General features: G+C 74.5%; 18 protein-coding genes and 1 pseudogene. 15 read left to right on the plus strand and 4 right to left on the minus strand.

Going from position 1 to position 18,720, the window contains the following annotated elements; all coding sequences use genetic code 11:
- The gene (locus Sya03_RS04410) at window positions 1-318 is read right to left on the minus strand and encodes an STAS domain-containing protein (protein WP_203936859.1); all 318 of its coding nucleotides are present in this window, start codon (window positions 316-318) and stop codon (window positions 1-3) included.
- Between the two features lie 131 nt (window positions 319-449).
- Here Sya03_RS04410 and map point away from each other — a divergent pair, with 131 nt between their 5' ends.
- Both map and Sya03_RS04420 read left to right on the plus strand, forming a co-directional pair.
- The gene (gene map / locus Sya03_RS04415) at window positions 450-1,307 is read left to right on the plus strand and encodes a type I methionyl aminopeptidase (RefSeq protein WP_203936860.1); all 858 of its coding nucleotides are present in this window, start codon (window positions 450-452) and stop codon (window positions 1,305-1,307) included.
- Window positions 1,304-2,005 (plus strand): VIT1/CCC1 transporter family protein, encoded by a 702-nt coding sequence (locus Sya03_RS04420; RefSeq protein ID WP_275411427.1) that lies wholly within the window; start codon window positions 1,304-1,306, stop codon window positions 2,003-2,005. The genes map and Sya03_RS04420 overlap by 4 nt, the downstream gene beginning before the upstream one ends.
- Here the strand turns inward: Sya03_RS04420 and Sya03_RS04425 are convergent.
- The 3 genes from Sya03_RS04425 to Sya03_RS04435 form a co-directional block, all read right to left on the minus strand.
- Entirely contained in the window at window positions 2,002-2,718 is a 717-nt protein-coding gene (locus tag Sya03_RS04425) for a nucleotidyltransferase domain-containing protein (RefSeq protein ID WP_203936861.1), read from the minus strand. The two genes, Sya03_RS04420 and Sya03_RS04425, sit on opposite strands and share 4 nt — an antisense overlap.
- Before the next feature lie 85 nt (window positions 2,719-2,803).
- Window positions 2,804-3,226 (minus strand): ferritin-like domain-containing protein, encoded by a 423-nt coding sequence (locus tag Sya03_RS04430; RefSeq protein WP_203936862.1) that lies wholly within the window; start codon window positions 3,224-3,226, stop codon window positions 2,804-2,806.
- Window positions 3,223-3,690: a hypothetical protein gene (locus tag Sya03_RS04435; RefSeq protein WP_239107105.1), complete on the minus strand. Its 468-nt coding sequence runs from the start codon at window positions 3,688-3,690 to the stop codon at window positions 3,223-3,225. Before Sya03_RS04435 ends, Sya03_RS04430 begins: the two co-directional genes overlap by 4 nt.
- Window positions 3,691-3,907: 217 nt before the next feature.
- On the opposite strand from Sya03_RS04435, the gene rimP reads away from it, so the two are divergent.
- The 13 genes and pseudogenes from rimP (at window position 3,908) to Sya03_RS04500 (ending at window position 18,716) form a co-directional block, all read left to right on the plus strand.
- On the plus strand, window positions 3,908-4,555 hold the full coding sequence (rimP, locus tag Sya03_RS04440; protein WP_203936863.1) for a ribosome maturation factor RimP: 648 nt from the start codon (window positions 3,908-3,910) through the stop codon (window positions 4,553-4,555).
- Window positions 4,552-5,568, plus strand: coding sequence for a transcription termination factor NusA (gene nusA, locus Sya03_RS04445; protein WP_203936864.1), 1,017 nt, complete (start codon window positions 4,552-4,554; stop codon window positions 5,566-5,568). Before rimP ends, nusA begins: the two co-directional genes overlap by 4 nt.
- 41 nt (window positions 5,569-5,609) lie before the next feature.
- A pseudogene (locus tag Sya03_RS04450) lies at window positions 5,610-5,952 on the plus strand (YlxR family protein).
- A gap of 94 nt (window positions 5,953-6,046) precedes the next feature.
- The gene (gene infB / locus Sya03_RS04455; RefSeq protein ID WP_203936866.1) at window positions 6,047-9,085 is read left to right on the plus strand and encodes a translation initiation factor IF-2; all 3,039 of its coding nucleotides are present in this window, start codon (window positions 6,047-6,049) and stop codon (window positions 9,083-9,085) included.
- A gap of 69 nt (window positions 9,086-9,154) precedes the next feature.
- Entirely contained in the window at window positions 9,155-10,186 is a 1,032-nt protein-coding gene (locus Sya03_RS04460; RefSeq protein ID WP_203936867.1) for a TRM11 family SAM-dependent methyltransferase, read from the plus strand.
- Between the two features lie 19 nt (window positions 10,187-10,205).
- Window positions 10,206-10,499: a DUF503 domain-containing protein gene (locus tag Sya03_RS04465; RefSeq protein ID WP_203936868.1), complete on the plus strand. Its 294-nt coding sequence runs from the start codon at window positions 10,206-10,208 to the stop codon at window positions 10,497-10,499.
- A 75-nt stretch (window positions 10,500-10,574) separates the two neighbouring features.
- Window positions 10,575-11,063, plus strand: coding sequence for a 30S ribosome-binding factor RbfA (gene rbfA, locus Sya03_RS04470; RefSeq protein WP_203936869.1), 489 nt, complete (start codon window positions 10,575-10,577; stop codon window positions 11,061-11,063).
- A gap of 14 nt (window positions 11,064-11,077) precedes the next feature.
- Complete coding sequence (locus Sya03_RS04475; RefSeq protein ID WP_203937038.1) at window positions 11,078-12,106, plus strand: DHH family phosphoesterase; 1,029 nt, start codon at window positions 11,078-11,080, stop codon at window positions 12,104-12,106.
- Window positions 12,107-12,603: 497 nt separating this feature from the next.
- Entirely contained in the window at window positions 12,604-13,938 is a 1,335-nt protein-coding gene (locus tag Sya03_RS04480; RefSeq protein ID WP_203936870.1) for an MATE family efflux transporter, read from the plus strand.
- Between the two features lie 10 nt (window positions 13,939-13,948).
- On the plus strand, window positions 13,949-14,830 hold the full coding sequence (gene truB, locus Sya03_RS04485) for a tRNA pseudouridine(55) synthase TruB (RefSeq protein ID WP_203937039.1): 882 nt from the start codon (window positions 13,949-13,951) through the stop codon (window positions 14,828-14,830).
- Between the two features lie 10 nt (window positions 14,831-14,840).
- The gene (locus Sya03_RS04490) at window positions 14,841-15,773 is read left to right on the plus strand and encodes a bifunctional riboflavin kinase/FAD synthetase (protein WP_203936871.1); all 933 of its coding nucleotides are present in this window, start codon (window positions 14,841-14,843) and stop codon (window positions 15,771-15,773) included.
- Window positions 15,774-15,880: 107 nt separating this feature from the next.
- Window positions 15,881-16,150 (plus strand): 30S ribosomal protein S15, encoded by a 270-nt coding sequence (rpsO, locus tag Sya03_RS04495; RefSeq protein ID WP_203936872.1) that lies wholly within the window; start codon window positions 15,881-15,883, stop codon window positions 16,148-16,150.
- Between the two features lie 208 nt (window positions 16,151-16,358).
- A complete protein-coding gene (locus tag Sya03_RS04500) occupies window positions 16,359-18,716 on the plus strand; it encodes a polyribonucleotide nucleotidyltransferase (protein WP_203936873.1) in 2,358 nt (785 codons plus the stop codon).
- The last annotated feature ends 4 nt before the right edge of the window (window positions 18,717-18,720 follow it).

Below are 18,720 nucleotides of genomic sequence, written 5' to 3' on the forward strand. Positions count from 1 at the left end.
TCAGTCGGTGACGAGCCAGGGCTGACCGCCCAGGCCGGAGATGTCGAGCACCCGGCGCACGGACCGCGACGGGGTCACGTCGAGCGCGCTGCCGTACCGGTCGGCGAGCCGGACCAGGGCGTGGATGGCCGCCGAGTCGAAGAACGTGACCGCGCGCAGGTCGACCGACGCGCGGGCCGCGCCGTCGGGCGTGGCGGCGCGGTACATGTCGGCCGCCGACGACATGTCGACCTCGCCGGTGACCACGACGGTGACGTGCCCGCCGTCGAGGTCGGCGGACACGGCGAAGACCGGCTCGTCGGAGCCCTCTTGATCCACGCCAGACACGATGACACAGCGGTTGTCCCCCGGCAACAACCGCGAGGTTGTGCCCGAACGTCCCGATTACGTCGGACGTTTCGGCTCCCGCGGGACGGGGCGGCCGGACGGGCGGCGATAGGCTGGCCCGCATGACCGTTCGCGCGCCGCTCCGCCCGGGCAAGCTCTCCCCGTGGCGGGCCGTCCCGCCGCAGATCGCCCGTCCGGAGTACGTGGGCAAGAAGCAGCCGAAGGTGTGGCGGGGCTCGCACGTGCAGACCCCCGAGACGATCGAGAGGATGCGCGTCGCCGGGCGGCTGGCGGCCCAGGCCACCCAGCTCGCCGGCGAGCACTGCAAGCCGGGCGTCACCACCGACGAGATCGACCGGGTCGTGCACGAGTTCCTGTGCGACCACGGCGCCTACCCGTCGACGCTGGGCTACAAGGGCTTCCCGAAGTCGTGCTGCACCTCGCTCAACGAGGTCATCTGCCACGGCATCCCGGACACCACCGTGCTCGAGGACGGCGACATCATCAACGTCGACGTCACCGCGTACATCGGCGGCGTGCACGGCGACACCGACGCCACGTTCTGCGTCGGCGAGGTGTCCGAGGAGGCGCGGCTGCTCGTCGAGCGCACCCACGAGGCGATGATGCGCGGCATCAAGGCGGTGGCGCCCGGCCGCCAGATCAACGCGATCGGGCGGGTCATCGAGGCGTACGCGCGCCGGTTCGGCTACGGCGTCGTGCGCGACTTCACCGGCCACGGCATCGGCGAGACGTTCCACAGCGGCCTCTACGTGCCGCACTACGACAATCCCCGGCTGGACGTCGTCATGGAGCCCGGCATGACGTTCACGGTGGAGCCGATGATCACCCTCGGCACCCACGACTACGACCTGTGGTCCGACGGCTGGACGGTCGTCACCAAGGACCGCCGGTGGACGGCGCAGTTCGAGCACACCCTCGTGGTCACCGACGACGGGTTCGAGATCCTCACGCTGCCGTGACGGCCGACCGCGCGGAGCACCACCACGCCGACGTCTCGGGCGGCTGGCTGCGGGCGGCCACGTTCGGCGCCATGGACGGCCTGGTCACCAACATCGCCCTCATCGCGGGCGTCGGCGGGGCCGGCACCGCCGCCCACACCATCGTGCTGACGGGCGTGGCGGGCCTGGTGGCGGGCGCGGTGTCGATGGGCATCGGCGAGTACACGAGCGTGCAGACGCAGAACGAGCAGATCGCCGCCGAGCTGCGCAAGGAGCTGGGGGAGCTGCGCGCGCACCCGGACGCGGAGGCCGACGAGCTGGTGGCCGCGTGGACCGGCCGCGGCCTGCCCGAGTCGCTGGCCCGCCAGGTCGCCGACGTGCTCAAGCGCAACCCGGAGCAGGCCCTGCGGGTGCACGCCCAGGAGGAGCTCGGGGTGGTGCCGGACGAGCACCCGAGCCCGTGGACGGCGGCGCTGTCGTCGTTCGTCTGCTTCGCGCTCGGCGCCGTCGTGCCGCTGCTGCCGTACCTGCTGGGCCGGCCGGACCTGTGGCTGGCGCTGGCCGCCGGCGGCGTGGGCCTGTTCGGGGCGGGCGTGCTGGTGGCGCGCTTCACCGGCCGCCCGTGGTGGCGCAGCGGCCTGCGCCAGCTGCTGCTGGGCGCGGCGGCGGCCGGCATCACCTACCTGGTCGGCGCGGCGATCGGCGTGACCGCCGCCTAGTCCCAGAGCGAATTGAGCGGGCCGTCGACCGGGCGGCCGCGGGCGGCCAGCTCCTCCGCCTGCTGCTTGAGCACCGAGCCCAGCTCGGCCATGTCGACACCGGCGGTGCCGGCGCGCTTGACGGCGTCGGCGGCGTTGCGGAAGTAGGTGCGGCTGAGCAGCCCCACGACGACGGCGGCGTGCAGCCGGGCCTGGCCGAGCAGCAGCAGGGCGGCGTCGGTGTCGTACCAGGACGCGAGCCGCACCGCCCGCTCGTGCGCCGCCGCGGCCCGGCACCACGCCTCGCGCGCCAGCGTGGTGAACTCGGCCGGGCGGGCCTCGGCGAGCCGCCCCAGGTGGGTGTCGCGCAGCGCCTTCAGCCACTCCTGCGGGTCGTGCAGGCCCCGGGTGGTGACGAAGCTGTCGGCCTGCAGCGGCCACGCCGACGTCAGCGTGCGGGCCTGCCGCAGGTGGTCGTCGGCGCTGACCACGGTCAGGTCGACCATGGTGCCGTCGACGCGGCGCTGCACGGGCCGCGGCCCGGCGCCCCGGCGGTAGGTGACCACGAGCAGGTTGACGTCGCTGGCGTCGGCGTCGTCGCCGTGGGCCATCGAGCCGTGCAGCCCGATGGCGATGAGGTCGGCGGAGTGCCGGTGGCGGAGCACGTCGGCCACGCGCCGTGCCAGCCACCAGCGGGGATTGTCGGGTTCGTGTTCGTCGTCGTGCTGCGGCACGGCGTCATTCTGCGGCCCCGGCGGGCTCCGCGTCAGGCCCCCGCAGGCGGCGATTGCGCCACGGTTTCGGCGCGGGGTGCGGCGGTCAGCCCAGGCGGCCGGGGAACGGCACGGTCAGCGGGGTCACCCCGGCCAGCCGGCGCCAGCGGGTGGCGCGCACCGCCGCGTCGGTCAGCGCCGCCAGGGCGGTGCCGCGGTCGCCGCCCTCGGTGTCGCGCAGCGCGGCCCGCCAGGTCGCGGCGACGCCGTCCTCGATCTCGCCGGCCAGCTTCAGCGCGGCCGCCCGGTCGGTCACCGGGTACGGCAGCACGTACGCGGGCGGCGCGGCCGACGGGGTGACGCGCAGCTGCTCCAGCCGCAGCACGAGCGTGTCGCGCCGGGCCCGGTGGGCGGCCTCGGCGGCCCGGGCCTCGGCGCGCTCGGCCCCGGTGAGGCGCACCCCGATGGGGGCGTACGCGTAGATGGCGGCCTGCTCGGCGGCGAGCCCGGCGACCAGGGCCTGGCTCATCGCAGCGCCTCCGCGTGGCAGGCGCGGGCGGCGGCGACGGAGCCGACCAGCGCGGCGCGGTCCGCCGGCGCGGCGCGGCAGGCGGCGGCCGCGTCCTTGTGCGCCTGCCGCTCGGCGGCGCGCAGCTCGGCGACGGTGGGCGCGCCCACGGCGTCCGGCGCGGCCGACGCGGCGGCGGACGCGGACGGGGCGGGGGCGGGCGGGTCGAGGATCCGGTCCAGCTCGGCGGCGTGCGCGCGGTGCGCGGCGGCGATCGGGGCCAGCCGGGCCTGCAGGGCGGGCTGGGCGGCCACGGCGCGGTCGTACGTGCCGGCGAGGGCGAGGGCGGCGTCGCGCAGCGGCAGCAGCGGGTCCGGGGGCGGTGGGGGCGCCGGGTCGTCGTCGAACAGCCCGCACCCGCCGAGCGCGAGTCCGGCGCCCGCGCCGGCGGCCAGCACCCACCGCCGGGTGACCCGTTCGTCCACGGCGACAAGTCAACACCAGGCCTGCCACCGGGCCGCCGCGGGGTTGACAATGGACCCGGGGCCGGAATCGGTGCGGCGGCCGGTGGGCCCCGGCGGCGGCGCGTTACGCTCTGCACAGCCGCTGGGCGTTTCGGGCCCGGCGGTGTGCTGGCATGGTCGCCGAGCCCTCGCGGGCCCGGCCGCTCGGTCGGCCGGACGAGGACGGGAGGGTGGCCTGATGACGCAGCGTGGTCGTGCAGGGAAGGCGGCGCCGCGGCGCCCCGCCGGTCAGCGGCCGAGCGCCCCGCCCCCGCCGCGGGTCGACCCGGAGCGGGTCCGCCGGGTGGTGGAGCCGGTCGTCGAGGCCGCGGGCTACGACCTGGAGGAGCTGACCGTCTCCCGGGCCGGGCGCCGGCACGTCGTGCGCGTGCTCGTGGACGCCGACGGCGGCATCGACCTCGACGCGGTCGCGGTGGTGTCCCGGCAGGTGTCGGCCGCCCTCGACGCGGCCGAGGAGTCCGGCGGCGAGATCCTGGTCGGCGAGTACCAGCTGGAGGTCGGCTCGCCGGGCGTGGACCGCCCGCTGCGGCTGCCCCGGCAGTGGCGGCGCAACGTGGGCCGCCTGGTCGCCGTGACGGTGGCCGGCAAGGCCCTGACCGCCCGGGTGGTGTCCGCGGACGACGACGGCGTGGTGCTCGACGCCGGCGGCACGACGGTCGAGGCGGCGTGGGCCGACCTCGGGCCGGGCCGCGTGCAGATCGAGTTCAACCGCGTCGACGAGGCCGACCTCGGCGACGCCGGTGACGACGAGCACGACGACGAAGACGATGACGACATGGATGACGACGTCGACGACGACGAGGATCTGGAGGACGAGGAGAGGTGAACATCGACCTCGCGGCGCTGCGCGCCCTTGAGCGCGAGCGGGAGATCCCGTTCGACACCATCCTCGCGGCGATCGAGACCGCGCTGCTGACCGCCTACCGGCACACCGAGGGCGCGCAGAGCCACGCCCGGGTGGAGATCGACCGCAAGACCGGCGCCGCCCTGGTCTACGCCCAGGAGCTGGACGAGGACCACACGGTCGTGCGCGAGTACGACGACACCCCGCACGACTTCGGCCGCATCGCGGCGATGACCGCCAAGCAGGTCATCCTGCAGCGGCTGCGCGAGGCCACCGACGAGGTGCACTTCGGCGAGTACGCGGGCCGCGACGGCGACCTGGTCACCGGCGTGGTGCAGGCGCACGAGGCCCGCTCGGAGAAGGGCATCGTCACCGTCGACCTCGGCAAGCTCGAGGCGATGCTGCCGCAGTCGGAGCAGGTGCCGGGGGAGACCTACGACCACGGCATGCGCCTGCGCTGCGTCGTCGTGCACGTGGTCAAGGGCATGCGCGGCCCGCAGATCACGCTGTCGCGTTCGCACCCGGCGCTGGTGAAGCGGTTGTTCGCCCTGGAGGTGCCGGAGATCGCCGACGGCACGGTCGAGATCGCCGCGATCGCCCGGGAGGCCGGGCACCGCACGAAGATCGCGGTCCGCTCGACGGCGCCCGGCGTGAACGCCAAGGGCGCCTGCATCGGCCCGATGGGCCAGCGCGTCCGGGCGGTCATGAGCGAGCTGCACGGCGAGAAGATCGACATCATCGACTGGTCGGACGACCCGGCCCAGTTCGTCGGCAACGCACTGTCGCCGGCGAAGGCGCTGCGGGTCGAGGTGGTCGACGCGAGCACCCGCACGGCCCGGGTCACGGTGCCCGACTTCCAGCTGTCGCTGGCGATCGGCCGGGAGGGGCAGAACGCCCGCCTGGCGGCCCGGCTCACCGGCTGGCGCATCGACATCCGTCCCGACACCGAGCAGGCTCCCGCCGGCGGCCGGCCCGCCCCCGAGGGCGGGAACTGACCGGGCGGAGCGCTCCGGCGCGGCGAGGAGTAGACTTTCCATTGGTACGACGCGTGTCGAGCGTTGCGCCGGTGCGCACCTGCATCGGTTGCCGCGAGCGCGCGCCGGCATCTGAGTTGCTGCGGTTCGTCGCGGTGGGCCTCGAGCTCCGCCCCGATCCGGGCCGCAGACTGCCGGGTCGGGGAGCACACCTGCATCCCGGTCCGGCTTGCTTCGCGCAGGCGGAGCGGCGTCGAGCCTTCGGGCGCGCGCTGCGCCTCACCGGTGTCCCGGACACCGGTCCGCTCGCCGAGCACGTCCGCGCGGTCTAGACCGCCGCGCGGCGCCACCGATGGTGGGGCGTGGGAGCCCCACCTGATCAGCAAGGTAGGACGACCGACATGAGCACACGATGAAGTCCCTGAAATGACCAGGCTTCAAGTGCACGAGTGAGGTCGCTGCGGGTGCTGCCCGCACGACCTCAAAAGTGAGGAGTGCAGTGGCAGGCAAGGCCCGCGTACACGAGCTTGCAAAAGAGCTCGGGGTCGACAGCAAGACCGTTCTCGCGACCCTGAAGGAAATGGGCGAGTTCGTCAAATCCGCTTCGAGCACCGTCGAGGCCCCCGTGGCCCGGCGGCTGCGTGCCGGCATGGCCGCCGGCGGGTCCGCCCCCGCGGCGGCTCCCGCGGCCCCGGCCGCCCCGGACGCCCGCACCGCGGCGCGCCCGGGTCCGCCCCGCCGTCCGGCGGCCCCGACGTCCCCGGCCGCCCCGGCGCCCGGCCCGTCGGCCGCCCGGCCCGGACCGAAGGCTCCCGTCCCCGGACCGCCGGCCCCGCCGGCCCCGGTGACGAAGCCGGCGAGTGCTCACGACATCGAGGTGGCGGCCGCCGAGGCGCGCGCCTCGCAGCTCAAGGCCGACCAGGAGGCCGCGGTCAAGGCCGCGCGTGCGGCGCAGGCCGCCCGCCCGGCGGAGGCCCCGCGGCGTGAGCCCCCGGCCGACGGCCGTCCGGGCCCGCGTCCGGGCCCGAACGCGGTGCCGCCGCGTCCGGGCACCCCGACCGGCGCTCCGGGTCGTCCCGGCGCCCCGGGTGCGCCCGGCGCTCCCGGCCGCCCCGGTCCCGCGGGCGGTCAGCGCCCGCCGGCGCGCGGCGCCGGCAACAACCCGTTCGGCATCTCGCAGGGCGGTCAGGCGGCCGGTCCCCGGCCGTCGCCCGCGGGCATGCCCCGGCCCAACCAGCCCGGCATGCCGCCGCGGCCCAGCCCGGCGTCGATGCCGCCGCGGCCGAGCCCGGCGTCCATGCCCAACCGGCAGGCCCGTCCGGCCGGTCCCGGCGGCGCGGGCCGCCCGGGTGGTCCCGGCGGTGGCCGTGGCGGCCCCGGTGGCGGCGGCGGTGGTTTCCGCGGCGGTCCCGGTGGCGGCGGCGGCGCCGGTGGCGGCTTCCGCGGCGGTCCCGGTGGCGGCGGTGGCGGCGGCGGTTACCGCGGCGGCCCCGGTGGCGGCGGCGGCGCGGGCGCGGGCGCCGGTGGCGGTTTCCGCCCCGGTGGCGGCGCGCCCGGTGGCGGCGCTCCCGGTCGCCCGGGTGGCGGCGGTCGTGGTCGTGGCGGCGGCGCCGCGGGTGCCTTCGGGCGTCCGGGTGGCCGGCCGACGCGCGGCCGCAAGTCCAAGAAGCAGCGGCGTCAGGAGTTCGACAACCTGTCGGCGCCGCAGATGAGCTCGGGCGCCCCGCGCGGTCAGGGTCAGGAGATCCGGCTGTCGCGTGGCGCGTCCCTCTCGGACTTCGCCGACAAGATCAACGCGAACCCGGGCTCGCTCGTCCAGGAGATGTTCGGCCTGGGCGAGATGGTCACGGCGACGCAGTCGTGCTCGGACGACACCCTGCTGCTGCTGGGTGAGCACCTGGGCTTCGACGTCAAGATCGTCAGCCCCGAGGACGAGGACCGCGAGCTGCTCGCGCAGTTCAACATCGACCTCGACGCCGAGATCGACGAGGACCGCCTGGTCACCCGGCCGCCGGTCGTGACCGTCATGGGTCACGTCGACCACGGTAAGACGAAGCTGCTGGACGCGATCCGCAAGACCAACGTGGTCGCCGGCGAGGCGGGTGGCATCACCCAGCACATCGGCGCCTACCAGGTCGTGGTCCCGCACCAGGGCGAAGAGCGCGCGATCACCTTCATCGACACCCCGGGACACGAGGCGTTCACCGCCATGCGTGCCCGCGGCGCCCAGGTGACGGACATCGTGATCCTCGTGGTCGCGGCCGACGACGGCGTCATGCCGCAGACGGTCGAGGCGCTCAACCACGCCAAGGCGGCCGAGGTGCCGATCGTGGTCGCGGTCAACAAGGTGGACAAGCCGGACGCCAACCCGGACAAGGTCCGCCAGCAGCTGACCGACTACGGCCTGCTCGCCGAGGAGTACGGCGGCGACACGATGTTCGTCAACGTGGCCGCCAAGCCGGGTCTCGGCATCGACGAGCTGCTCGAGGCCGTGCTGCTCACGGCCGACGCGTCGCTGGAGCTCACCGCTCCGGTCGACGGGCCGGCGCAGGGTGTCGCGGTCGAGGCCCACCTGGACAAGGGCCGCGGCGCCGTCGCGACCGTCCTGGTGCAGAAGGGCACGCTGCGGGCCGGCGACTCGATCGTGGCGGGCGGCGCGCACGGCCGCGTCCGCGCCATGCTCGACGAGCACGGCAACCAGGTGCCCGAGGCGGGTCCGGCCCGTCCGGTCCTGGTCCTGGGTCTGACCTCGGTCCCGAGCGCGGGCGACACGTTCCTCGCCGCGGAGGACGACCGCACGGTGCGGCAGATCGCCGAGCTGCGGCAGGCCCGCCGCCGGGCGGCCAGCTTCGCCAACTCGGGCAGCAAGGCCACGCTCGAGACGCTCATGGAGCAGCTCAAGGAGGGCGAGAAGACGTCGCTCACCCTGGTGCTCAAGGGCGACGGCTCCGGTTCGGTCGAGGCGCTGGAAGACGCGCTGTTCAAGATCGAGATCCCGGACGAGGTGCAGCTCAAGGTCATCCACCGCGGCGTCGGTGCGATCACCGAGAGCGACGTCAACCTGGCGAGCGCGTCCTCGGACTCGATCGCCACGATCATCGGCTTCAACGTCCGGGCTTCGAACAAGGTCAAGGAGATGGCCGACCGCGCCGGCGTGGAGATCCGCTACTACAGCGTGATCTACCAGGCCATCGAGGAGATCGAGGCGGCGCTCAAGGGCCTGCTCAAGCCCGAGTACGAGGAGGTCGAGCTCGGCACGGCGGAGATCCGCGAGGTGTTCCGCTCGTCGAAGATCGGTCTCATCGCGGGTTGTCTGGTCCGGTCGGGTCTCATCCGCCGCAACGCCAAGGCGCGCATCCTGCGCGACGGCACCGTGGTGGCCGAGAACGTCTCGATCACGTCGCTCAAGCGGTTCAAGGACGACGCGACCGAGGTCCGCGAGGGCTTCGAGTGTGGTCTGACCTTCGGCGGCTTCGGCACTCCGCAGATCGGTGACGTCATCGAGACGTTCGAGATGCGCGAGAAGCCCCGCTCGTAACACACGCACGGCGACGACGGCCCGGGACCTCGGTCCCGGGCCGTTTCGCGTGCCGGGCAGGATGTCCGGATGAGGTACGCACTGCTGCTCGCCCCGTCGGCCAACCACGTCTACGCCGCCCAGGCGCCCGCGCTGGCGCGGGCCGAGCTCGCCGTGTTCGCCGGCGCGCTGGCGACGCCGCTCGACGAGGTCGCCGAGACGACGGTGGCGGGCGTGGACTATCTGGTCTTCGAGGCGCCCGGGCGGCTGCCGGCCCGCGACGTCGCGCTGCTGTCGAACCTGTCGGCGGCGTACGCGCTGTTCGAGGTGACGGACGACGACCTGCTGCGCCCGGTCGAGCTGACCCCGCTGGCCCGCTACGACACCGACCTCATCACCATCCCGAAGTACGCCGGCAAGACGAACGAGCAGTTCACCCGGCTGCTGCTGAACGTGACGCTGCTCGCCAGCGACAGCGCCGGGCGGTTCCTCGACGGCGGCGTGGTGGTCGGCGACCCGCTGTGCGGGCGGGGCACCACCCTGAACCAGGCGCTGATGTACGGCCACGACGGGCTGGGCATCGAGATCGACGGCAAGGACGTCGAGATCTACCTGTCGTTCCTGAAGACGTACCTGAAGCGCAAGCGGCTGAAGCACACCACCGACTTCCACCCGGTGCGTCGCGACAAGCGCACGGTGGCGCGGCGCATGGAGGTGGTGGTGGCCGCGTCGAAGGACGACCACCGGTCCGGCGTCACCCAGAAGCTGGTCGTGCTGCACGCCGACACCCTCGACGCGCAGGCGGTGCTGCGCCCGGCGTGCGTCGACGTGATCGTGACCGACCTGCCGTACGGGGTGGCGCACGGCAGCCACGGCGGCGAGCGCGGCGTGTCCCGCCGCCCGGCCCAGCTGCTGGCGGCGGCGCTGCCGGAGTGGGAGCGGCTGCTGCGCCCGGGCGGGGCGATGGGCCTGTCCTTCAACACCCGGGTGTCGCCGCGCGACGAGGTGGCCGAGCTGGTGGAGGAATCTGGCCTGACGGTCGCCGACGACGTGACGGGCTTCCTGCACCGGGTCGACCAGACCGTCGAGCGCGACGTATTGGTGGCGCGTAAACCGGCCTGATTCCGTAGCCTTCCGGGTCGTGTACACCGCCACCGCCGTCTTCGACGTGCTCCTGCCGGGCGACTCGCGGTCGCTGAAGGCCAAGCGTTCCTACGTCCGCCCGGTGGTCGCTGCGCTGCGCCGCTTCGAGGTGTCCGCCGCCGAGGTGGGCGAGCAGGACCTGCACGGCCGCGCCCTGATCGGGGTGGCCGTGGTGTCGGCGGAGGCCGGCCACGCCGGCGAGGTCGTCGACGCCTGCGAGCGGCTCGTCGCGGGCCGCCCCGAGCTGGAGCTGCTGTCGGTGCGGCGCCGGCTGCACGGCGACGACGACTGACGACGCATGCGTATGGGGTCACCTGCCCACGGGTAGGGTTCAGATGTTGCAGATCGAGCAGCGGAGGTGGCTGACATGAGCGATCCGGCCCGGGTACGCAAGCACGCCGAGCGCGTGCGGGAGCTGGTGGCTTCGGTGGTGCGCACCCAGATCAAGGACCCGCGACTCGGCATGGTGACGATCACCGACGCCCGCATCACGGCCGATCTGCGCGAGGCGACGGTCTTCTACACGGTGCTCGGCGACGCGGCGGCCCAGACGGGCACGGCCGCGGCGCTGGAGAGCGCGAAGGGCATGCTGCGCAGCACGGTCGGCAAGGCCCTCGGCCTGCGCCACTCGCCGAGCCTGGCGTTCGTCCTGGACGACGTGCAGGACCAGGCGAAGCACATGACCGAGCTGCTGGCCGCCGCCCGGGCGCGCGACGAGGAGGTGCAGCGCCTCGCCGCCGGCAAGCAGTACGCGGGGGACGCGCACCCGTACCGCGAGGACGGCGACGACGGTGACGACGGCGACGACCTCGCCGACGCCGAGGAGCGGGTGACCGCCGGCGAGGAATCGCGGTGACGGACGGGCCGGCGCTGGCGCAGGCGCCGCCGCCCGCCTCCGCGGTCGGGCCGCGCGGCCCGTCCGCGGCCGCCTGGTCCGCCGCCGTCGAGGCGGTCCGCACGCACGCCCCGGCCGGCCGCGTCCTGCTGGCCTGCCACGTCAACCCCGACGGCGACGCCCTCGGCAGCATGCTGGCCCTGGCGGCCGGCCTGCGCCGGCTGGGCGCCACCGGGGTGCAGGCGTCGTTCCCGGGACCGCTGGAGGTGCCGGGCTCGCTGGCGTGGCTGCCCGGCCTCGACGCGGTGGTGCCCGAGGACGAGGCGTGGCCCGACCCGGACCTGCTGGTGACGCTGGACGCGGCGAGCCCGTCGCGGCTGGGCGCGCTGGCGGGCCGGTTCGCCACGGCCCGCGCCTCGGTGGTGCTCGACCACCACGCCTCCAACCCGGGCTTCGGCACGGTGAGCCTGGTCGACCCGGACGCGGCGGCCACCTCGGTGCTGGTGGAGGAGCTGCTGGCCCGGCTGGGCGTGCCGCTGGACCCGGAGATCGCCGAGTGCCTGTACGTGGCGCTGGTGACGGACACGGGCTCGTTCCGGTTCGATCTGACCACCCCGGCGGTGCACGAGATGGCGGCGCGGCTCCTGCGCGCCGGGGTCCGCCCGGCGGACGTGTCGCGCCGGGTGTTCGACTCGCGCCCGTTCGGGGCGGTGCGGCTGTTCGCCGACGTGCTGTCCCGGGCGCGCCTGGAGCCGGAGGCGGCGGGCGGCGGCGGCCTGGTCTGGACGTACGCGCTGCTGGCCGACCTGGCGGCGCACGGCCAGCGCCCGCACGTGCTGGACGCCCTGATCGACCCGGTGCGTGCCACCGCCGAGGCGGACGTGGCCTGCGTGCTGAAGGAGGCCGCGGACGGCTCGTGGAACGTGTCGATGCGCAGCAAGGGCGGCGCCGACGTGAGCCGGGTGGCGGGCGCGCTGGGCGGCGGCGGGCACCGGCTGGCGGCGGGCTTCACGGGGCACGGCACGGCCGACGAGGTGATGGCGGCGATCCGCGCGCAGCTCTAGACCCACTCAGAGGGGCAGAGGCCGGTGCCAGGTGGCACCGGCCTCTGCCGTCTCCGCCCGTGCGGGTGACGCGTTGTCCCGATGGGCGGGAAGCACTCAGCGGCCCGGAAACCTGAACGATAGTTTGAGTGAACGATGGTTCGGGTGCCACCCGGCACCGGCCGTCCTGAGAGCCTCCAGGGTCCACCGACCCGGGCGCGGCCCTCGGCCCACGACTCCGGCGACCCCGGGTCGGCCGATCGCACAGGCCCGCGCGCCGCTCGTCACCGCACCCGTTCCCCTGGAAGGACCCGTCATGGCTCCCCTGGCGCCCGCCAAGACCAAGCACGACAACTCCGCCGCCCGCGAGCAGGCTCGCCGCGAGCGTGAGCAGGCCCGCCGCGCCCTGCAGGTCTCGCTCGACACCCGGCAGTAGGCCCGCCGCCCGCCGGCCGCCACCGGTGGGTAAGCACTGACGCGCATTGCATGCCTTACATCGGGCGTGCGACGATGCGCCCATGAGCACGGCGACCCCCGGCACCTCCCCGCCGCGCACCGCCCCGCCGAGCGCGCGCCGGATCACCGCGCTCGCGCTGCCGGCCCTCGTGGTGCTGGCCGCCGAGCCGCTCTACGTCCTCGTCGACACCGCGGTCGTCGGGCACCTCGGCCGCGTCCCGCTCGCCGCGGTCGCCGTCGGCGGCACGATCATGTCGTTCGCCGTCTGGCTCGGCACCGTGCTCGCGTACGGCACGACCGGCCGGTCCGCCCGGCGGTACGGCGCGGGCGACCGCACCGCTGCGGTCGCCGAGGGCGTCCAGGCCAGCTGGCTCGCCGGCTCCGCGGGCGTGCTGTTCGCCGTCGCCGCCCAGTTCCTCGCCGGCCCCGTCGCCCGCGGCCTCGCCGACGACGCCCAGGTCGCTGACGCCGCCGCCGGCTGGCTGCGGATCGCCGCGCTCGGCGCCCCCGGCCTCATGCTCGCCGCCGCCGGCAACGGCTGGATGCGCGGCGTGCAGGACACCCGCCGCCCGCTGATCTACGTGCTCGGCGCGAACGTGCTGTCCGCCGTCATGTGCCCGGTGCTCGTCTACCCGGCCGGCCTCGGGCTGGAGGGCTCCGCGATCGCCAACGTCATCGCCCAGACGCTGTCCGGCGGGCTGTTCGCGGCGGCGCTGCTGCGCGCGGGCGTTCCCCTGCGGCCGCACCTGCCCGTGATGGGCCGCCAGCTCGTCCTCGGCCGCGACCTGCTGCTGCGCGGCGTCGCGTTCCAGGCGTGCTTCCTGTCCGCCACCGCCGTCGCCGCCCGGTTCGGCGTGGCCGCGGTCGGCGCCCACCAGATCGCCCTGCAGCTGTGGTTCTTCGCGGCGCTGACCCTCGACGCGGTGGCGATCGCCGCGCAGTCGCTCGTCGGCGCCGCGCTGGGCGGGCACGACCCGGACGGCGCCCGGGCGGTCGCCCGCCGGATCACCCTGGCCGGGGCGGTGGGCGGCCTCGGCTTCGCGGCAGTGGTGGGCGCCGGGGCGCCGTGGATCCCCGGGTGGTTCACCCCGGACGCCGCCGTGCACGCCGAGGCGGCCGTCGTGTGGCCGTGGTTCGTGGCGCTGCTGCCGTTCGCCGGGGTGGTCTACGCCCTCGACGGCGTGTTCCTCGGCGCCGGCGACGTCCGCTACCTGCGCACCGCCACGCTGGCCGCGGCGCTCGGCGGGTTCCTGCCGCTCATCTGGATCGCGTACGCCTTCGACCTGGGCCTCGGCGGGGTGTGGGCCGGGCTGGCCGCGTTCATCGGGCTGCGCCTGGCGACCCTGCTCGCCCGGTGGCGCAGCGGGCGCTGGGTGGTCGTGGGGGCCGAGCGGTGAGTCTGCAAGGCTGACCGTCGTGGACGGACTCATCGTGGTGGACAAGCCCGGCGGCATGACGTCGCACGACGTGGTCGCGCGCGTGCGGCGGCTCGCGAAGACCCGGCGGGTGGGGCACGGCGGCACGCTCGACCCGATGGCCACCGGGGTGCTGATCATCGGCGTGAACCGGGCGACCCGGCTGCTCACCTACGTGATCGGCGCGACCAAGAGCTACCGCGCCACGATCCGGCTGGGCCAGTCCACCCTCACCGACGACGCCGAGGGCGAGGTGACCGCCACGGCCGACGCGTCCGGGGTCACCGACGCCGCGATCGCCGCCGGGCTGGCCGCCCAGACCGGCGAGATCGACCAGGTGCCCAGCGCGGTCAGCGCCATCAAGGTGAACGGCCAGCGGGCGTACAAGCGGGTGCGCGAGGGCGAGGCCGTCGAGCTGACCGCCCGCCGGGTCACCGTCTCCACCCTGGACGTCCTGGCGATCCGCCGCGGCGGGCACGTCGAGGTGGACGTCGACGTCACCTGCTCGTCCGGCACCTACATCCGGGCCATCGCCCGCGACCTCGGGGCCGGCCTCGGCGTCGGCGGGCACCTCACCGCACTGCGCCGCACCGCCGTCGGCGGCTACACCCTCGCCGAGGCGGCCACCCTGGAGCAGTTGGAGGAGCGCGCCCCCGACGTGGTGACCCTCGACCTGGCCGGGGCGGCCCGCCGGGCGTTCCCCGGCCGGGACGCCACCGCGGAGGAGGCGGTCACCCTGTCGCACGGCGGCCCGCTGAGCCCGGCCGGCATCGCCGGGCCGTACGCGGTCTACGGGCCGGCGGGCGACCTGCTGGCGATCGTCAGCGAGCGGGGCGGCCGCGCCCGCGCCGAGATCGTCCTGGCCCCGGCATAGGGTGGGGCGCATGGAACGCTGGCGGGGGTACGAGGTGGTCCCGGGTGGCTGGGGCCGGTCGGTGGTGACCATCGGGGTCTTCGACGGGGTGCACCGCGGCCACCAGGCGACCATCGGCCACACGGTGAAGCTGGCCCGCGACCGCGGCCTGCACTCGGTCGTCGTGACGTTCGACCCGCACCCGGCCGAGGTGGTGCGGCCCGGCTCGCACCCGGCCGTGCTGACCGAGCCGGCCCGCAAGGCGGAGCTGGTCGAGGCGCTGGACGTCGACGCGCTGTGCGTCATCCCGTTCACCCCGGACTTCTCCCGGCTGCCCGCCGAGGCGTTCGTGCACGACATCCTCGTGGAGCGCCTGCACGCCGCCGCCGTCGTGGTGGGGGAGAACTTCCGCTTCGGCCACCGGGCGGCGGGCGACACGGCGCTGCTGGAGCGCCTGGGCCGCAGCTTCGGCTTCGTGGTCGAGTCGGCGCCGCTGGTCAGCGAGGGCGGCACGGTGTTCTCGTCCACGTACATCCGCGCGCTGGTCGACGCCGGCGACGTCACCGCCGCGGCCGCCGCGCTGGGCCGCCCGCACGGGCTGGCGGGCGTGATCGTGCGCGGCGACCAGCGCGGCCGCGAGCTGGGCTACCCGACGGCGAACCTGATGGTGCACCGGTACGCGGCGGTCCCGGCCGACGGCGTCTACGCCGCCTGGTTCGTGCGCGGCGGCGCCCACCCGCCGATGATGGCGGCCGTGTCCGTCGGCACGAACCCCACCTTCAGCGGCCGCGAGCGCCGGGTCGAGGCGTACGTGCTGGACTTCGACGGCGACCTGTACGGCGAGCGCGTCCGGCTCGACTTCGTGACCCAGCTGCGCGAGCAGCGCACGTACGCGGCGATCGACCCGCTGATCGCCCAGATCCGCGAGGACGTCGACCGAACCCGGGCCCTTCTCCGGCGATGAGGTAGGGTTGGCGCAGCCGTCGGTCTGACCGACGCCGGTCTCGCCTGCCTGCCCGACGCCGCGGGGGCGAGCAACCGCCTTTCTCGTCACCACAGAAACCGGAGATCATGGCGCTCGACCAGGACACCAAGACCAAGATCATGACCGAGTACGCGAACACCGAGGGTGACACCGGTTCCCCCGAGGTCCAGGTCGCGATGCTCACCAAGCGGATCGCCGACCTCACCGAGCACCTCAAGGTGCACAAGCACGACCACCACAGCCGTCGTGGTCTGCTGCTGCTGGTGGGTCGCCGCCGCCGACTGCTGAACTACGTCCAGAAGAAGGACATCAACCGCTACCGTGCGCTGATCGAGCGCCTCGGCCTGCGGCGATGACGTAAGAAGGGGAGGGGCCGTTTGGTCCCTCCCCTTCTGGCAACACTGCACAACAGAAGACACGGACCCGCGCGACCCAGGGCGTCAGCGCACCGGTCCTCGGTAGTGGTTCCCAGGCTGAGATTCCTGGGCACTTCGATCGAAGACCGGCCGCCCTGCGCAAAATCCGGGCGTGAGCGGTTCCACGATCGAAGGAGCACCACACACCATGACACTCGGTACTGAGTCCCGTACCGCGGTGATCGACAACGGGGCTTTCGGCACCCGTGAGATCACCTTCTCCACCGGCCGGCTGGCCCGTCAGGCCGCCGGCTCGGTCATCGCCCAGCTGGGCGAGACCGTCGTCCTCTCCGCGACCACGGCCGGCAAGCAGCCGAAGGAGCACTTCGACTTCTTCCCGCTGACCGTCGACGTCGAGGAGCGCATGTACGCGGCCGGGCGCATCCCCGGCTCGTTCTTCCGCCGCGAGGGCCGGCCGAGCGAGGACGCCATCCTCACCTGCCGCCTCATCGACCGGCCGCTGCGCCCGTCGTTCACCAAGGGCCTGCGCAACGAGGTCCAGGTCGTCGAGACCGTCATGGCCCTCGACCCGCAGCACCCGTACGACGTCGTCGCGATGAACGCGGCCTCGGCGTCCACGAAGCTGTCCGGCCTGCCGTTCTCCGGCCCGGTCGGCTCGACCCGGGTCGCGCACATCGACGGCCAGTGGGTCAACTTCCCCACGCTGGACGAGCTGGCCCGCGCCACCTTCGACATGATCGTCGCCGGCCGCGCCCTGCCCGACGGCGAGGTCGCGATCATGATGGTCGAGGCGGAGGCCACCCCGCACGCGCTGTCGCTGATCGCGGGCGGCGCCGCCAAGCCGACCGAGGAGGTCGTGGCGAGCGGTCTCGAGGCCGCCAAGGCCGCGATCCGCGAGCTGTGCCGCGCGCAGAGCGAGCTGGCCGAGGTCGCCGCGAAGCCGGTGCTGGAGTTCCCGGTCTTCCTCGACTACCAGGACGACGTCTACTCCGCCGTCAGCGACGCCGTCCGCGGCGAGCTGGGCGAGGCGCTGAAGATCGCCGGCAAGGCGGAGCGCGAGGAGGCCCTCGACCGCATCAAGGCCACGATGCTGGAGAGCGTCGGCCCGCAGTTCGAGGGTCGCGAGAAGGAGGTCGCCGCGGCGTTCCGCTCGGTGACCAAGTCCGAGGTGCGCAACCGCGTGCTGCGCGAGCAGGTCCGCATCGACGGCCGCGGCCCGCGCGACATCCGCCCGCTGACCGCCGAGGTCGGCGTGCTGCCGCGGGTGCACGGCTCGGCGCTGTTCGAGCGCGGCGAGACGCAGATCCTCGGCGTCACCACGCTCAACATGCTGCGCATGGAGCAGGCCCTCGACACCCTCGCGCCCGAGAAGTCGAAGCGCTACATGCACAACTACAACTTCCCGCCGTACTCGACCGGTGAGACCGGCCGGGTCGGCTCGCCGAAGCGCCGCGAGATCGGCCACGGCGCGCTCGCCGAGCGGGCGCTCGTGCCGGTGCTGCCGTCGCGCGAGGAGTTCCCGTACGCCATCCGGCAGGTGTCGGAGGCGCTGGGCTCCAACGGCTCCACCTCGATGGGCTCGGTCTGCGCTTCGACGCTGGCCCTGCTCAGCGCCGGTGTGCCGCTGAAGGCGCCGGTCGCCGGCATCGCCATGGGCCTCATCAGCGACGAGGTCGACGGCAAGACCCAGTACGTGACGCTGACCGACATCCTCGGCGCCGAGGACGCGTTCGGCGACATGGACTTCAAGGTCGCCGGCACGCCGGAGTTCGTCACCGCGCTGCAGCTCGACACCAAGCTCGACGGCATCCCGTCCGACGTGCTGGCCGCGGCCCTGCAGCAGGCGCACGACGCCCGCACGACGATCCTCGAGGTCATGCAGGCCGCGATCAGCGGCCCGGGCACGATGAGCGAGTACGCGCCGCGCGTCACCAGCGTGAAGATCCCGGTCGACAAGATCGGCATGGTGATCGGCCCGAAGGGCCAGACCATCAACGCCATCCAGGACGAGACCGGCGCCGAGATCTCCATCGAGGACGACGGCACGATCTACGTCGGCGCGACCAACGGCCCGTCGGCCGAGGCCGCGGTGGAGCGGATCAACGCCATCGCCAACCCGACGATGCCGAAGGCGGGCGACAAGTTCCTCGGCACCGTGGTGAAGACCGCCGCGTTCGGCGCCTTCATCTCGCTGCTGCCGGGCCGCGACGGCCTGCTGCACATCTCCAAGGTGGGCGACGGCAAGCGGGTTGACAAGGTCGAGGACTTCCTCAACGTCGGCGACAAGGTCGAGGTCCAGATCGCGGACATCGACGCCCGCGGCAAGATCTACCTCGACAAGGTCCGCCCCGAGGGCGCCGAGGCCCCGGCCCCGGCCGAGGCGGCCGGCGGTGAGGGCGGCGGCGACCGCGGCCCGCGCCGTGAGGGCGGCGACCGTGGCCCCCGTCGCGAGGGCGGCGGCGACCGCGGCCCGCGCCGCGAGGGCGGCGCCGAGGGTGGCGGCGAGGGCGGCGAGCCCCGGCGTCGCCGGCAGCGGCGGGACTGATCAC

The organism is Spirilliplanes yamanashiensis (genome assembly GCF_016863475.1).
Lineage (GTDB): Bacteria > Actinomycetota > Actinomycetes > Mycobacteriales > Micromonosporaceae > Spirilliplanes > Spirilliplanes yamanashiensis.

Coding starts and splice junctions, on each gene's coding strand:
- map (WP_203936860.1), top strand. CDS start 450: ATGACCGTTCGCGCGCCGCTCCGCCCGGGCAAGCTCTCCCCGTGGCGG.
- rpsO (WP_203936872.1), top strand. CDS start 15,881: ATGGCGCTCGACCAGGACACCAAGACCAAGATCATGACCGAGTACGCG.
- Sya03_RS04430 (WP_203936862.1), bottom strand. CDS start 3,226: ATGAGCCAGGCCCTGGTCGCCGGGCTCGCCGCCGAGCAGGCCGCCATC.
- Sya03_RS04480 (WP_203936870.1), top strand. CDS start 12,604: ATGAGCACGGCGACCCCCGGCACCTCCCCGCCGCGCACCGCCCCGCCG.
- Sya03_RS04490 (WP_203936871.1), top strand. CDS start 14,841: ATGGAACGCTGGCGGGGGTACGAGGTGGTCCCGGGTGGCTGGGGCCGG.
- Sya03_RS04500 (WP_203936873.1), top strand. CDS start 16,359: ATGACACTCGGTACTGAGTCCCGTACCGCGGTGATCGACAACGGGGCT.
- Sya03_RS04460 (WP_203936867.1), top strand. CDS start 9,155: ATGAGGTACGCACTGCTGCTCGCCCCGTCGGCCAACCACGTCTACGCC.
- rimP (WP_203936863.1), top strand. CDS start 3,908: ATGACGCAGCGTGGTCGTGCAGGGAAGGCGGCGCCGCGGCGCCCCGCC.
- rbfA (WP_203936869.1), top strand. CDS start 10,575: ATGAGCGATCCGGCCCGGGTACGCAAGCACGCCGAGCGCGTGCGGGAG.